Raw genomic sequence first — 14,466 nt, 5'->3', positions numbered from 1 at the left:
CTTTTTAAACCCCAGATCATTCTAAAGTAATTCGAGCGAGACACCTTAAATCAAGTGCATCGCTGCCATTTCTCTCTTTAAGATCTCCTTGTGAGCATCTTCCATCTCTGTCAAAGGTGCGCGTAATGAACCAACGTTTTTACCCATCATATTCATAGCAGCTTTTACCGGGATCGGATTTACTTCACAGAACAATGCATCACATAACGGAAGTGCATCAAGCTGCATCTTGGCACTCTGCTTCACATTTCCATTTAAATAATTCATAACCATCTCATGTGTATACTTCGGCGCAACATTTGACAACACAGAAATCACGCCTTTTGCTCCCAAAGAAAGCATCGGAATTGTCTGGTCGTCATTTCCGGAATACAGATCCACATTACCATCGCACAGGTGCAGAATTTGCGCTACAGCGCTGATGTTACCGGAAGCTTCTTTCACACCTGCAATATTGTCTACATCTTTAATAAGTGTAGCGATGGTCTGTGGTGTCATTCCGCAACCGGTACGGCTTGGTACATTGTATAAAATGATCGGTGCCGTGATCTCTGACGCAATCTTTTTATAATGTGCAATCAAACCATTCTGCGTTGCCTTGTTGTAATACGGAGTTACAACAAGCACACCCTCTGCTCCTGCCTCAGAAGCTTCTTTGCTAAGCTGTACTGCTGTTGCCGTGCAGTTAGAACCGGTGCCGGCAATGACCGGAATACGGTGATTTACACGCTCAATCGCAAAACGAATCACATTTGCATGCTCTTCTTCAGATAAAGTTGCAGACTCTCCGGTCGTTCCACAAATAATAATCGCATCCGTTCCCTCTGCAATCTGCCACTCCAAAATCTCATCTAATTTGTCGTAGTTTACCTCCAAGTTCTCTTTCATTGGTGTGACCAAAGCCACGCCTGCTCCTGTAAAAATTGACATAATTTCCTCCATTCTGCTTTCGCTATTCCCAAATCGGGGTTCTGATTTTTAGATATTGGTTGTCGTTTGAGCATTTTCCCACCCATGCACTCACAGTTACCTTTTGCAAATGCCATTTTACGGGAAATTCGAGTTACCCAGCTAACAAAAAGAGGTGATACACGGGATGTATCACCTCTTTGAAGTATCTCTTCAAACCGATAGCTCTCCATCCTCTTGATGACAGTCATGTCGTTATTCACGCCATGCCCAAGAAATCTTGCTGCAGGACAAGCTTTCTTTCGGCACTGTTCCCTTTCTGATCTCATCTACTGCGCCTGACGCATCCGAAATCCTACTCATGAAGAGTGCGACCTCTATCTTTTTTACATATATGAGAATATCACTATCCTCTGCTTCTGTCAACGCTAACTTATGCTTCCCAACAGTATACCGAGCCAAAAACCTCATGCTCTTTATTTATCCCACTGAGCAATAATTTCCTGTACCGCAGCCAAAAAACGATCCATTTCCGCATCCGTTCCAATGGATATTCGCAGATAATTGTCAATGCGCGGACTGGAAAAATGTCTGACAAAAATGTGCTGCTTGCGCAATTCTTCAAACAAATGTGTAGCCGGAACGGTTTTATGTGTCGCAAAAATAAAATTTGTCATCGAATCTCCAAACGTAAAACCAAGCTCCGTAAGTGCCTGTTTGGTGCGCTCTCGTGTTGCAACAATCTTCGCTGTAGTCTCCTCAAAATAATCCTGATCTGATAACGCAGCAACGCCAAGTGCTACGGATAAACGAGTCATCGGATAACTGTTAAACGAATATCGAACGTCGTTCATTGCCTTGATCAATTTCGCATTACCGATTGCATGACCAATACGCATTCCTGCCATAGAGCGAGATTTTGAAAACGTTTGTACTACCACAACATTTTCATACTCGTCCACCAGCGGAAGTGCTGTATAACCGCTAAAATCTGCATATGCCTCATCAATTATGACAACAACATTCGGATTAGCTTCGATGACTGCGCGCAAAAACTCCTCACTCTGACGAATACCCGTCGGTGCATTTGGATTGGCTATCACGATACCGCCATTTTCGCACTGATAATCTTCCAATCGAAGTGCAAAGGCATCGTCCAAAGCCGGACGCTCATACGGAATTTGAAATAATTCTGCCCATACATCATAGAACGAATATGTAATATCCGGGAACAAAATCGGTTTACCCGAATTAAAAAATGTCAAAAACGCAATAGCAAGTACATCATCGGATCCTACTCCTGTATACACCTGATCTGCCTGCACATGATATCTTTCTGCCAGCGCATTGACTAAGTCTGTCGATGCCGGATCCGGATATAATCTCAGGCTGTCGAGTTCAAACTTCTGCAGTGCTTCTGCCACCTTTGGTGATGGCGGATATGGATTTTCGTTAGTATTCAACTTAACCATGTCCGGCAAATTAGGCTGTTCGCCCGGAACATACGGCTCTACTTTGCGAAAATTATCTTCCAATCTACTCATGTCATACCTCTTTTCCGTCTATTTCTGTCGTCCACTTAGAATTGTTACACTTATTTACTGATAACACTCAGCCAGCTTCTTAAATGCCGGGAGCGAGCGCTCGATCATCGCATGATCCACACAATAAGCAATCCGCACATAACCAGGACACATAAATGCACTTCCCGGAACCATTAAAATATGGAACTCTTTTCCTTTGGCAACAAATGCCTTATCATCTTCCTTAGCCTTAACCCAAAGATAAAAAGCCCCTTCCGGTTTAGCACACTCAAAGCCATACTCTGTCAGAGCATTGTAAAGCAGCTTTCGGTTGGCATCATAGGCTGCAACATCCGTTGTCGCATCCAGACATTTTGATACCGCAAGCTGCATCAAAGATGGTGCATTTACAAATCCTAAAATACGATTCGCAACATTTGCTGCACAAATAACATTTTCAAAATCATCTACCTCATCCGGAATCACAAGGTAACCAATACGCTCACCCGGAAGAGACAGAGATTTACTATAAGAATATCCTACAATTGTATTACGATAATACTTCGTCAGATATGGCACTTCTACGCCATCATAAGCAAGCTCACGGTATGGTTCGTCTGCAATAAGGTAAATCTGCGTTCCAAACTCTTTTTGCTTCTCCTCCAATACTGCTGCCAATTTCTGAATCGTTTCTTCTGAATATACTACACCGGTAGGATTGTTCGGATTATTGACAATCACTGCTTTCGTCTTTGCCGTGATCTTCTTTGCAAACGTCTCAAGATCGAGCTGGAAAGAAGGTACATCTGCCGGTACAACTACCATTACACCGTCAAAGTTAGCTACATAATTATTATATTCTCCAAAATATGGTGCAAATGCGATTACTTCATCGCCCGGATCTAACAATGTTTTAAGCGCAACATTAAGACCACCTGCAGCACCTACTGTCATAATGATATTATTCTGAGAAAACTTTGTGTCAAAGCGGCGATTTAAGGACTGTGCAATTCTCTCGCGCACTTCCTCGTATCCGGAGTTGTTCATATAACCATGCACGAAATTCGGTGCATCCTCATTCAATGTCTCAATAATGGCTTCTTTAACCTGTTTTGGAGGCTCTACGCTTGGGTTTCCAAGACTGAAATCATAGACGTTCTCTGCGCCAAACTCAACCGCCATCTTCTTCCCTTCCTCAAACATTGCTCTTGTAACCGAGCTTCCCTCAACAAATTTCACCATTTTTTTTGCTATCATATTATGTACCTCTCTATACTTTGATTTTATTACAACGAGAAAATATATACACAATGCCGGTCACCCGGTTTACACATAAAACGTATATCAAAATACCGCCTACGCAAGTATTTCTATGTCTCGCCGCATCTTACTCGTACTTTTTATTATATGCCTACGGATATATTCATGTCAAACCTTTCCCGTCATAGAACGCAGTAATTCCATATAAATATATTTTTCATTCAAACTTCGCACATCCGAAGCTGCCATCTGGTCACTTATTGCTTATTATGTCGATAGTTTCATTATATTTTGCAGCCACCATATTGTGGGTTCTGCCATGAAGAAACTATAGCAATTGCCCTGCCGCAATTAGTTTCCTATTAATTAATAAACAAAGGTGCCAAAAAAATTTTGACACCTACTCTTTAAAATATAAAAATGCGCGATCAGGGGTTCGAACCCTGGACACCCTGATTAAGAGTCAGGTGCTCTGCCAACTGAGCTAATCGCGCATATCTGACACATCAATGTCAGCAACTCGTTTAATATATCACACTTTCGCATGGAAAGCAAGTGTTTTTTTTACTTTTCCCACTTTTCTGACTTTTTCAATTCACCCTTTTTGAACAAACATCCCAATAACCTTATCAAGAGCAGCTTCAGATGTGCGCAGGTTGAGTTTCTTACTCTAACTTTCCATACCTCAAATCCTCCACAACCACCTATTGCTTATTATGTCAATGACTATATTGCATTTTGCAGTCACCAAAGAGTGCTTTCTGCCATCCGAGAACTATAGTAATTGCCTTGCCGCATTTTCGTTTTTGATGATTTCTAAATTTTGTTGTCTCTGATGATTGATTTACATGCCCTTCGGAAACTCGAAGTCCTGGAAGCAAGGTATTCATCATTTTTGAAAGGGACTTTGCGCTCGTCGTTACTTATGTCTCGTATTTCAGAGACATTAAGTAACGTGACGTAGTGCATTGTAGCGAAAGCGTCCCGTCCAAAAATGGATGATACCTTGCTAAACCAGGACATCTCAGACAATCCTTCGGGCATGTATTTATCAGAGACTTGACAAAATAAGAAATCACACAAAAAAAGTTGCGTTCTGCGGCAATTATCTTAGTTCTTGGATGACAGAACAATTTAGTTTGTCGACTGCAAAATATTCTATTTATTGCCGACATAATAAGCAATATGTGGCGAGGACAAGAACTTCCGGTATGGGAAGTTTCAGTTTCTTAATAAAATCTTAAACAAATAGCATGTTGAATTTTAAGATTCATTTCTCTACAATAGAACTATGCAAGATAAATCTTGTAAGGAGGCAATAAATATTACGGAGGGAAACATGTACCAAATATTACTGTGTGACGATGAAAAAGATATCGTTACCGCATTAGAAATCTACTTACGCAACGACGACTATAAAATTTTCAAAGCCTACAATGGCGCAGATGCACTCAAAATTCTAACAGAAGAGGAAATCCATTTGGTTCTTCTGGACATTATGATGCCTCATATGGACGGCATCGCTGCACTCACGAAGCTACGCGAATTTAGCAATGTTCCTGTGATTTTGTTAACCGCCAAAAGCGAAGATATTGACAAAGTGCTCGGTTTAACAGTCGGCGCCGATGATTACATAACAAAACCATTCAATCCCATCGAGCTTCAGGCACGTGTTAAATCACAGCTTCGCCGCTATATGCAGCTTGGCGGCGGCAAAACGCAAAGCGATGTTTATTCTGTTGGCGGTATCGTATTAAATCCAATTACCAAGGAAGTCACGTTAGACTCTGATCCCATTGCGCTGACACGCATCGAATACAATATACTGTTATTTTTGATGCAGCACGTCGGACAATCCTTTACACCACGTGAAATCTACCAAAACGTATGGCACGACAATGCTTATGGTGAAGAAAGCACTGTCGCCGTACACATCCGACACTTACGAGAAAAAATTGAATATAACCCGGCAGAACCACGTTATTTAAAAGCAGTGTGGGGACGCGGTTATAAACTGGATAACAATTAATATTTTGGAAGATCTGCGTCATAACATTGCGATACAATGCGATGCAGGAATGAAGTGATCCACTTCAGATTGGAGGAGTATATGAAAACAAATCACCAAATCCAAAAACGGCAGATCGGTGCTATTGCCATTGCGATGATCACCGGTACCGGTCTGATCCTTGGTATTTTATTGTCGCTATTATGCTATCAACTTGGAATGTATAAAGACCAGTCCAAGAAAGAAATCTTGAACAACAAGTACGATCTGTTGACGAAATATTACGAAGCTACCATCATGAGCGAGATCAATAAAAAGAAAGATGCGGATGCCGTTGTCAACAAAAAAAAGATCACCAACTTCAAATACAGCGTATTCGATGTATGGAATACGGAAATTGATGCTCAGCCATCGTCTGCACATCTGTATCACACTACATTTACCGACACAAAGGCAACACGATCTGTGCCGGATCCAAATCTTGCTACGATCCTGCAAAACAACATTACCACAGATTATGACGGAACAGATGTCGATCTATACCGAAAACACTCTACAACGATAGACCAGATTCAATGCACTACCAATGGACTGTTGTACTATCGAACCAAATCACAATACTATTTTCCGGTCAGGACCGTCGAAATTCCAACCGCCTTCGCTGTGGTTAAGGCTAAAGGAGTAGCAAGTGCCAGAAGTTCATTGACCTTTAAATATTCCAAGCGCCGGAGCTGTTACGTCTGTGTAGACAAAAGCTATGAGAACTTGAATATACGTAATTATATCCATGACGTGAATCCCGTTCGCATCATATTAGATGATATTCCTTATTATACCAAAGATATTGAAATGCATGATATCAAAAGCGATCGTATGGCAGCCTCTTGGCAGCTTACCGATCCTGTGGTCTATTGGGGTTCCGAGGAAAGTCAGTTTCCTGCATCTGAGTTTTTATCAAAATCAGATGCCGCCATTTATTATCTGGGTGCCTACAACCATCCAAAGACCGTCACACAAAACGGCAGACGGATTCCATTACAAATGGTTCACGCAACCGTATACTATAGCATACAGACCACGGACGAAACACACTTCTATTCCATCAGTTCCAAAGTTTCTACTCCTGTAGACACTTCAAAACACGACCTTTTTGCCTATACGACCAAGCTCGTCAATACATTGTATCCGATCTGCTATGCCATTCCTTTGGTAACGGCATTATTATTGATTGCTTTACTTGGTGCATTATACCAGTGCTGCCACCAGACAATACTGCTAAAGTCATCCGGGAAACCTTCCTTCACGACACGCATTCCCTTATTGGTCTATCTCAGTAGTATGACCTTTATATCGGCTTGGGTTGTCTACTTTATAAGTTTCTTATTGCTGCGCACACTACAGTCCAAGAAATTATTAATGAGCGGAAATCTGCTTCTCGCCGTTGGCGGAATAGTGCTCTTCTTCTTCCTGTTAAGCTCTGTTTTCGTTAATCTGGGTGAACGGCTTGGTACCAAAACGTTCCGCAAATACACAGTATGCCACGGCGTTATGCAGCTGTTACGTCGTATTAAATCCAATCTGACCCACAACTTGAAATGGGCGTCAGAGTTTATCGGCACACATATACATTTAGCAGTGAGGATTGGCGTCGTATGGATCGTACTCACGCTGATCGAACTGTTTGTGATCGGCATAACCGACATGAATACGGATCTTGAAATTATTGCCTTTGCTATTTACAAAGTTGCAGAAGCATTGTTTCTTCTATTCTGTGTGGAACAATTTACCAAACTGACAGATGCGAGCCGCAGTCTCGCCGAAGATGCTCTGTCCACCAAATTGGACACCTCAAAATTGTTTGGACCTTTCCGCCGCCACGCCGAAACACTGAATCGACTGCAGGACGGCATCCAAATAGCAGTGCAGGACAAGATGAAAAGCGAACGTTTTCGAACAGAATTGATCACAAATGTGTCACATGACATAAAAACACCTTTAACTTCTATTATAAATTATGTAGACTTGTTAAAAGCGGATAATCTGTCGGAGGAAGAAAAGGCGCAATACTTAGATGTCCTTGATCGTCAATCCGGCAAGCTAAAAAAGCTGATCGAGAACCTGATCGAGGCCTCCAAAGCATCCACCGGCAATCTAACCGTTTGCCCGGAACCTTGCAACTTAAATATACTGCTGGCACAAACTGCCGGTGAATTTACCGACAAACTAACTCAGGCAGGTTTAGAATTGATCCTTCGCAAACAGCAAAGTACCCCTATGATCGATCCGAACGTCGATAACGCAGATCTGCCGGACCTTGTCATTACCGCAGACAGTCGACATCTCTGGCGCATATTCGATAATTTAATGGGTAATATATGTAAATATTCACAACCCGGCACCCGTGTTTATATCGATCTCGCCACAGTCGACCAATGTGCACAGATCACTTTCCGCAACACATCGCAATACCCTCTGGAACAGAGCACCGATGCATTACTGGAGCGTTTCGTACGCGGTGACAGTTCTCGCAGCACACAAGGTAATGGGCTTGGCTTGTCCATTGCTAAAAATCTGGCCGAGTTAATGAATGGTACTCTCGCATTGCACGTTGACGGCGATCTGTTCAAAGTGATCGTTACATTTCCATTGGCCATAGAGGAGGAATACAATTGAGTATAGAAAGCAGATTAAAAACAGTTCGCAGAAATACAGGAAGTCATAAATCAGAATCGGCTATGAGCAAAGAAAACCTTAAGAAAAACAAGAAAAACTATTGGTTTTCCATAACCCTCATCGCACTTGCATTATTTTGTGTGGGGGCAGCATTGCTGTACTCGCAAAAGCTTTTGAGTGAAAAACTCTCCACTCCCAAAGCTCCTGTTGCTTCCTACACAGCACGATACGGCGCTCGTTCCATCTCAAAAGTGCAGTTTCTCAAGCGTGATATGCTGCTCGATAAAGACGAGACATCCATCAATTGGCTCAAAAGTATTCGGGCGGCACAGCGCAAAAAGAACATCAAGCATTTATATGACGAATACAAAAACGTCGGTATTTTTCAGGTGACCGAAGATGTGAAATACAATTCTCTCTTTGCAACGTATAAGTTAAAACTGTTAAAGAACATCAAGTCGACGCATCCTTTGCAAGTCGGCAATACGATCAATGCTTATACTTTCGACAGTCCCTGTTTGGATGCGACTTCCGTTTCTGCCGTCTATAAAAGCAGCAACATTACACCTTTGCTGCGCAAGAATGAATGTTATCTCTTAGTTTACGGCGATCCGGCTGGACCAGGCACACTAAACACTCTGCGCTCACATGGTGCCAAAAACGGCACTTACTACTGTCTGGATTACGGAACACTGTTCGATACCGGTCTGCGCCTTTCCAAAGAGAAAAATCTGACGACGATCAGACCCAAAAAGGTATATGACACCAAAGAGCTGCAATCCTTTGATCTGTTCTGCGGAAGCAAAACCATCCTTAAAGAATGGTATCGCGCGAAAGATGCTGTATTGACTTATTATGTGGGCAAAAACTATGACAAACAATTTTGAATCGGTGATTGTTTATAAAGACTTTTCATTACGTATTTTTATGTTTTTTAGTTTTTTGTAATTTTTTTCAAAAAACGCTTGCATTTCGCAGGTTGCTTTGCTATAATATATTTCGTTGTAAAACAATACGTTTTGCGCGATTAGCTCAGTTGGCAGAGCACCTGACTCTTAATCAGGGTGTCCAGGGTTCGAACCCCTGATCGCGCATGAAAGTCCCAATTTGACAGCACGGACTGTTGGGTAGGGGCTTTTTTTGTTGCTCTTTTTAGGCAGATTTCTTTTATAGCACTATGGCTACCATTTTCTTTCGATTTTAATAGTGTCCTTTTAGGTATGTTTCTTTAGCAGCGCCACGCCGTAAGCTTTGATCTGTGCCGGCACAAGACGCAGCAGCCGATTTATCATCCCCGGAACCACAACTGCCTTATCCGCATTTAATCCTTCCCACGCCTCTTTTGCAACGCGCTCCGGCGACATTGCCCAAATTGGCGTCTTAGCTCCTGTTTTTTCAAAGAAATGTGTTCGTGTAGAACCAGGACACAGCGTACACACCTGAACACCCTGTTTTTTTGCTTCCAAGCGGATCGCCTGACTATATTGGTAAAGATAACTCTTCGAAGCATAATAAGACGCCGTATACGGTCCCGGTTGAAATGCACCTACGGATGCTACGTTCAATATTTTTCCCGAACCACGTTTGTACATGTCACGCAGACAGCATTTACACAACTGCGTCGGCGTTACCACGAGCAATTGAAGCATCTGTTCCTCTTTTTCCATATCCAGCGTATGCGCGGCACCTACCATACCAAAGCCTGCGTTATTGATCAGCACATCAACCTGCCAGCCGTCTTTACCGATCCGATCATACAATCGTCCTGCCGCTCCCTGCACCGCAAGATCCTCTGCGTATATCTCCACTGCTAAATTGGGCTTTACACGCAGCAATAACTCTTTCAAGTGCTGCAAACGCTTCTCACTGGAAGATACCAGCAACAAACGATATTCTTTCTTCGCTAATAACTTTGTAAACGCTAAACCGATCCCTCCGGTAGCACCTGTGATCAATACTGTTTTCTTCATGGCACGTCCTTCCTTTCCTGTTCACACATATCACACGGGATAATATTATTCGCCTATATTAACACATCCTCCATCCAAAAGCATATATTATAGTAAACCACTCCAACCTCCCATACCTCAAATTCTTCGCAGCCACATATTGCTTATTATGTCAATGACTATATAGCATTTTGCAGCCACCAAAGAGCGATTTCTGCCACCAGAGAACTATAGTAATTGCCTTGCCGCATTTTCGTTTTTAGTGATTTCTAAATTTTGTTGTCTCTGATGATTGATTTACATGCCTTTCGGAAACTTGAAGTCCCGGAAGCAAGGTAATCATCATTTTTGAAAGGGACTTTGCGCTCGTCGTTACTTATGTCTCGTGTTTCAGAGACATTAAGTAACGTGGCGTAGCGCAGTGTAGCGAAAGCGTCCCGTCCAAAAATGGATGATACCTTGCTAAACCGGGACATCTCAGACAATCCTTCAGGCATGTATTCATCAGAGACTTAACAAAATAAGGAATCACGTAAAAACTCTGCGTTCTTCGGCAATTATCTTAGTTCTCTGATGACAGAACAATTTAATATATTGGCTGCAAAATAGTTCATTTATTGCTGACATAATAAGCAATATGTAGTTGTACAATAACTTCCGGTATGGGAAGTTTGAGTAAACCATATAAACTTTTTCGGATCAAACTTTGCAAATAAGGAAGGAGATGTATCTACAATGTGTCTAAAACAATGGATTTCCCGACGTTTTTGCTGCTGTCAGGGTTTTAACCGCCGCATCGTTGCAATGAAAAAATCATGGGATGAAGTTAACTTTCTCCTGATGACCGCCAGCAAGCATTGCAGCTGTGCCTGCAGACACCGAAAAGGCAAATAGCCCTTCATTGCAGACATTCTATGCAAATACTGTTTTGATTCAGACACATTATACAGAGATGTCAATGTTCCTGTATAGAGAAAAAACGGACCATTTGCATGATCCGTTTTCCATCATTCGTTTATCCTTTTCCCGATAATTCGGGATGTGAATCAACATTAAATTATTTAAGAGTAACCTTAGCACCCTCAGCCTCAAGCTTAGTCTTGATGTCCTCAGCCTCATCCTTAGAAGCGCCTTCTTTAACAACCTTAGGAGCGCCATCAACAACTTCCTTAGCTTCTTTCAAGCCAAGACCAGTTACTTCACGGACAACCTTGATAACCTTAACCTTGTTAGGACCAACCTCTGTCAACTCAACGTCGAACTCGTCCTTCTCAGCACCTGCATCAGCGCCAGCACCTGCTGCTGCAACAACAACGCCTGCTGCTGCGGATACACCAAACTCCTCCTCGCAAGCCTTTACTAAATCATTTAACTCTAAAACAGTCATGCCTTTGATAGCATCAATAAATTCCTGTGTAGTCATTTCGTTTACCTCCATAAAATTTGTAATAATCGTAATTTTGTGAACCAATTGGTTCGTTGTTTCATAAAATTGCGACGCACAATGCGTCATCTGCATTGCATGAATTATGCCTCTGCAGCACCGTCACCCTTCTCAGCGATCTGATTAAGAACACGAGCAAGATTGGTGATAGGGGACTGTAAGGAACCAAGCAACTTGGAAATAAGTTCTTCTCTGGAAGGAATGCTTGCCAAAGACTTGATGCCATCAATGTCATAAAGTGTACCCTCTACAACAGCACCTTTGAACTCTAATGCCTCAGCCTCTTTTGCTACGTTATTTAATACGCGGATCGGAGCTGTTGCATCTTCCTTAGAAATAGCGATTGCAGAAGGTCCATCCAAAAGGTTGTCCAACTGTGCGAAATCTGTTCCCTCGAAAGCACGCTTCATCAGTGTGTTCTTGTAAACTTTGTACTCGCATCCTGCCTCTCTAAGTCCTTTACGAAGCTTTGTGTCCTGCTCTACTGTAAGTCCACGATAATCAACGAGAACAACAGTTGCAGCACCATCAATCTTAGCCTTAATCTCATCAACGATAGGCTGTTTCAACTCTACTTTTGCCATGAGTGTATCTCCTTTCTATGGGTGTGCCCCATTATTTTATGGGATCATCTCAGATCTGCCGATAACCGGCTCTGGCAAGATCCCTGCACTGCACGCAAAAGTTCTAATAAAAAAAACCTCTCTACGTAGAGAGAGGAGTAAAATTATCATATCAGATACTTCATCTTCCTCGGTAGGCGGCTATAATCAGACTTACGCGGAAATCCGCACCTACTGTCTACGGCAGTGAGTTTTACTTTTCGCAAAACCTTTACTACATTAGCACACAATTTCGCAATTGTCAAGCATTTTTCTATTTTCCCTTTTTAGCCACAATTCCGTAATGATTGATGCTTGACAGTCTCCTTCAAGTTCGCTATAATAGCAAACGCAAAATTTTAGTGGACTTTTCCGGATTCGATCATCTTTTTGCCACACAGCTATCTTGTGATAGTTGTGTGGCTTTTTTGTTGCCTGTATCTCGGAAGTATTAGCAGAATGGAGGACTATATCTGTATGGAAAAAATTTTTTTGTCTCTTATCAAGACGCGACATAGTGTACGGGCTTATAAATCGGAACCTGTCCCTTCCAAGGCTGTGGACGCTGTACTGGAAGCAGGGACTTACGCTCCTACCGACGGAGGACATCAATCTCCAACCATCATTGCAATTACAGGCTCCAAATATAGGCGGGAGATTGCATTGGGCTATCCGGTCCAAGAAGCCGGTCAGCACGCAGCACGCAAACAAAACTATATTGTTCGGACAATTTGTGGAGAAGGTGGAAAGCATGCAGACCAATAACAAAATGGCGGTTGCGCCCGTTGGAAAACTCATCTGGCAAATGTCGATACCGCCGCTCATTTCCATGTTTCTGCAATATTCCTATAATCTGATAGACAGCGCGTTTGTAGCGCGGCTGAGTGAAAATGCTTTGACGGCGGTTTCCCTGTCGTTTCCCATTACAACTTTGATGAATGCGACATCTATCTGGATCGGCGTTGGCGTGAATGTACTGATTGCTGGGTATCTTGGACAGAGAAAGCAGAATGAGGCAAATACTACCGTCACACATGGATTGTTACTGGCCTTTGGAATTGGTGCTTTGCTCAATCTTCTGTCATTACTGATTATGAAACCCTACTTTAGGGCATTCACCAATAACGAAGAAATTTATCAGTTGAGTCTTGCCTATATGAGCGTATGTTCGTTCATGCAAATTCCCAACATGGTGCATATCGCAATCCAGAAGATGATACAGGCTACCGGGAACATGGTTGCTCCTATGTGGTTCCAGATTGCAGGAGTGGTCGTTAATTTTATATTTGACCCACTCCTAATTTTTGGTATTGGTGTTTTTCCAGCTATGGGAATCCGTGGCGCTGCAGTGGCTACTGTTGCGGGCTATTTGTTATCCATGATTTTGGCATTTGCCTTGCTGTTGGGCAAAAAGCAAAAAGTGCGGATAAAGATCAAAGAATTTCATATACAAAAGTGGATGATTGCCCGTATATTCGCCCTTGGCTTACCATCTTTCATTATGAATGCCCTCAGTTCGTTTATGGTGACATTCGTCAATCTGTTTCTGGTGGCGTATTCCGATACGGCGATTGCATTCTTCGGTGCGTATTTTAAGGTGCAGCAGCTGATCGTTATGACAGTAAACGGCTTGATTCAGGGCTGTTTGCCCATTATGCGATTTAACTACAGTGCGGGAAACAGAGATAGGCTGCACTCCGCTTTCCAATACGGAACCGCTTTGGTCTCCGGTATGATGATACTGGGAACATTGACCGTCAACTTCTTTCCGGCGCAGCTTTTAAAATTATTTACAGCGTCGGAAGCCATGCGCTCCTTTGGAATATCCGCTATGCGAATTATGGCGGCAAGCTATCTGTTTTGCGGTCTCTCTACCATGATTTCCACCTATTTTCAGGCGACAGAAAAAGTAGGTTCCAGCATAGCGATTCAATTATGCAGACAACTGCTTTTCCTTGTTCCTGCCTTATGGTGTCTGGACAAATTATTTCAACTGAACGGAATCTGGCTTGCATTTCCTGTTGCGGAAACCGCCACTATGCTCATTGCTCTCGTAATAATGGCATGGCATCGCCACAAAAATATCTTATAACATGTT

At 42.5% G+C, this 14,466-nt stretch carries 11 protein-coding genes, 2 tRNA genes, 1 riboswitch and 1 other annotated feature; of the genes, 6 read left to right on the top strand and 7 right to left on the bottom strand.

Annotated features, from left to right (window positions below):
* Positions 1-45: 45 nt before the first annotated feature.
* From dapA to ACSAJE_RS09750, 4 genes are all read right to left on the bottom strand, one after another.
* Positions 46-930, bottom strand: coding sequence for a 4-hydroxy-tetrahydrodipicolinate synthase (dapA, locus tag ACSAJE_RS09765; protein WP_458008952.1), 885 nt, complete (start codon positions 928-930; stop codon positions 46-48).
* A 193-nt stretch (positions 931-1,123) separates the two neighbouring features.
* A riboswitch (Lysine riboswitch) is annotated at positions 1,124-1,297 on the bottom strand.
* Positions 1,298-1,385: 88 nt separating this feature from the next.
* Positions 1,386-2,453 carry a histidinol-phosphate transaminase gene (gene hisC / locus ACSAJE_RS09760; protein ID WP_458008951.1) on the bottom strand — a complete coding sequence of 356 codons (1,068 nt, stop codon included), beginning with the start codon at positions 2,451-2,453 and terminating at the stop codon, positions 1,386-1,388.
* A 54-nt stretch (positions 2,454-2,507) separates the two neighbouring features.
* Positions 2,508-3,689: a pyridoxal phosphate-dependent aminotransferase gene (locus ACSAJE_RS09755; protein WP_022025557.1), complete on the bottom strand. Its 1,182-nt coding sequence runs from the start codon at positions 3,687-3,689 to the stop codon at positions 2,508-2,510.
* A 424-nt stretch (positions 3,690-4,113) separates the two neighbouring features.
* Positions 4,114-4,186 (bottom strand) — tRNA-Lys (locus tag ACSAJE_RS09750).
* An 845-nt stretch (positions 4,187-5,031) separates the two neighbouring features.
* Between ACSAJE_RS09750 and ACSAJE_RS09745 the strand changes: the two genes are divergently transcribed.
* The 4 genes from ACSAJE_RS09745 to ACSAJE_RS09730 all read left to right on the top strand — a co-directional run bounded on the left by ACSAJE_RS09745 (position 5,032) and on the right by ACSAJE_RS09730 (position 9,467).
* Positions 5,032-5,721: a response regulator transcription factor gene (locus ACSAJE_RS09745; RefSeq protein WP_022024276.1), complete on the top strand. Its 690-nt coding sequence runs from the start codon at positions 5,032-5,034 to the stop codon at positions 5,719-5,721.
* Positions 5,722-5,802: 81 nt separating this feature from the next.
* A complete protein-coding gene (locus ACSAJE_RS09740; RefSeq protein WP_458008950.1) occupies positions 5,803-8,373 on the top strand; it encodes a sensor histidine kinase in 2,571 nt (856 codons plus the stop codon).
* Positions 8,370-9,260 carry a hypothetical protein gene (locus tag ACSAJE_RS09735; protein WP_458008949.1) on the top strand — a complete coding sequence of 297 codons (891 nt, stop codon included), beginning with the start codon at positions 8,370-8,372 and terminating at the stop codon, positions 9,258-9,260. The genes ACSAJE_RS09740 and ACSAJE_RS09735 overlap by 4 nt, the downstream gene beginning before the upstream one ends.
* 134 nt (positions 9,261-9,394) lie before the next feature.
* Positions 9,395-9,467: transfer RNA gene (locus tag ACSAJE_RS09730), tRNA-Lys, on the top strand.
* Positions 9,468-9,587: 120 nt separating this feature from the next.
* On the opposite strand, the gene ACSAJE_RS09725 is transcribed toward ACSAJE_RS09730, so the two are convergent.
* The 3 genes from ACSAJE_RS09725 to rplJ all read right to left on the bottom strand — a co-directional run bounded on the left by ACSAJE_RS09725 (position 9,588) and on the right by rplJ (position 12,350).
* Complete coding sequence (locus tag ACSAJE_RS09725; protein WP_118506590.1) at positions 9,588-10,343, bottom strand: SDR family NAD(P)-dependent oxidoreductase; 756 nt, start codon at positions 10,341-10,343, stop codon at positions 9,588-9,590.
* Positions 10,344-11,379: 1,036 nt separating this feature from the next.
* Positions 11,380-11,745, bottom strand: coding sequence for a 50S ribosomal protein L7/L12 (rplL, locus tag ACSAJE_RS09720; RefSeq protein WP_182434089.1), 366 nt, complete (start codon positions 11,743-11,745; stop codon positions 11,380-11,382).
* A gap of 104 nt (positions 11,746-11,849) precedes the next feature.
* Entirely contained in the window at positions 11,850-12,350 is a 501-nt protein-coding gene (gene rplJ, locus ACSAJE_RS09715) for a 50S ribosomal protein L10 (protein WP_118506589.1), read from the bottom strand.
* A 100-nt stretch (positions 12,351-12,450) separates the two neighbouring features.
* Positions 12,451-12,591 (bottom strand) — a sequence feature (ribosomal protein L10 leader region).
* 254 nt (positions 12,592-12,845) lie between these two features.
* Between rplJ and ACSAJE_RS09710 the strand changes: the two genes are divergently transcribed.
* Together ACSAJE_RS09710 and ACSAJE_RS09705 are read left to right on the top strand one after the other, a co-directional pair.
* Positions 12,846-13,133: a nitroreductase family protein gene (locus tag ACSAJE_RS09710; protein ID WP_458008948.1), complete on the top strand. Its 288-nt coding sequence runs from the start codon at positions 12,846-12,848 to the stop codon at positions 13,131-13,133.
* A complete protein-coding gene (locus ACSAJE_RS09705) occupies positions 13,120-14,460 on the top strand; it encodes an MATE family efflux transporter (RefSeq protein ID WP_458008947.1) in 1,341 nt (446 codons plus the stop codon). Before ACSAJE_RS09710 ends, ACSAJE_RS09705 begins: the two co-directional genes overlap by 14 nt.
* Positions 14,461-14,466 lie beyond the last annotated feature (6 nt).

Source organism: Jutongia sp. SJQ-6 (genome assembly GCF_054161275.1).
Note: the sequence above shows the minus strand (reverse complement) of the source record. Positions and strands in the feature narration are given on the sequence as shown.

What these genes read in the sequence shown, in the direction of transcription:
- ACSAJE_RS09725 (WP_118506590.1), bottom strand. Translation starts at nt 10,343, where the DNA reads ATGAAGAAAACAGTATTGATCACAGGTGCTACCGGAGGGATCGGTTTA.
- dapA (WP_458008952.1), bottom strand. Translation starts at nt 930, where the DNA reads ATGTCAATTTTTACAGGAGCAGGCGTGGCTTTGGTCACACCAATGAAA.
- rplJ (WP_118506589.1), bottom strand. Translation starts at nt 12,350, where the DNA reads ATGGCAAAAGTAGAGTTGAAACAGCCTATCGTTGATGAGATTAAGGCT.
- ACSAJE_RS09710 (WP_458008948.1), top strand. Translation starts at nt 12,846, where the DNA reads ATGGAAAAAATTTTTTTGTCTCTTATCAAGACGCGACATAGTGTACGG.
- ACSAJE_RS09705 (WP_458008947.1), top strand. Translation starts at nt 13,120, where the DNA reads ATGCAGACCAATAACAAAATGGCGGTTGCGCCCGTTGGAAAACTCATC.
- hisC (WP_458008951.1), bottom strand. Translation starts at nt 2,453, where the DNA reads ATGAGTAGATTGGAAGATAATTTTCGCAAAGTAGAGCCGTATGTTCCG.
- rplL (WP_182434089.1), bottom strand. Translation starts at nt 11,745, where the DNA reads ATGACTACACAGGAATTTATTGATGCTATCAAAGGCATGACTGTTTTA.
- ACSAJE_RS09755 (WP_022025557.1), bottom strand. Translation starts at nt 3,689, where the DNA reads ATGATAGCAAAAAAAATGGTGAAATTTGTTGAGGGAAGCTCGGTTACA.
- ACSAJE_RS09745 (WP_022024276.1), top strand. Translation starts at nt 5,032, where the DNA reads ATGTACCAAATATTACTGTGTGACGATGAAAAAGATATCGTTACCGCA.
- ACSAJE_RS09740 (WP_458008950.1), top strand. Translation starts at nt 5,803, where the DNA reads ATGAAAACAAATCACCAAATCCAAAAACGGCAGATCGGTGCTATTGCC.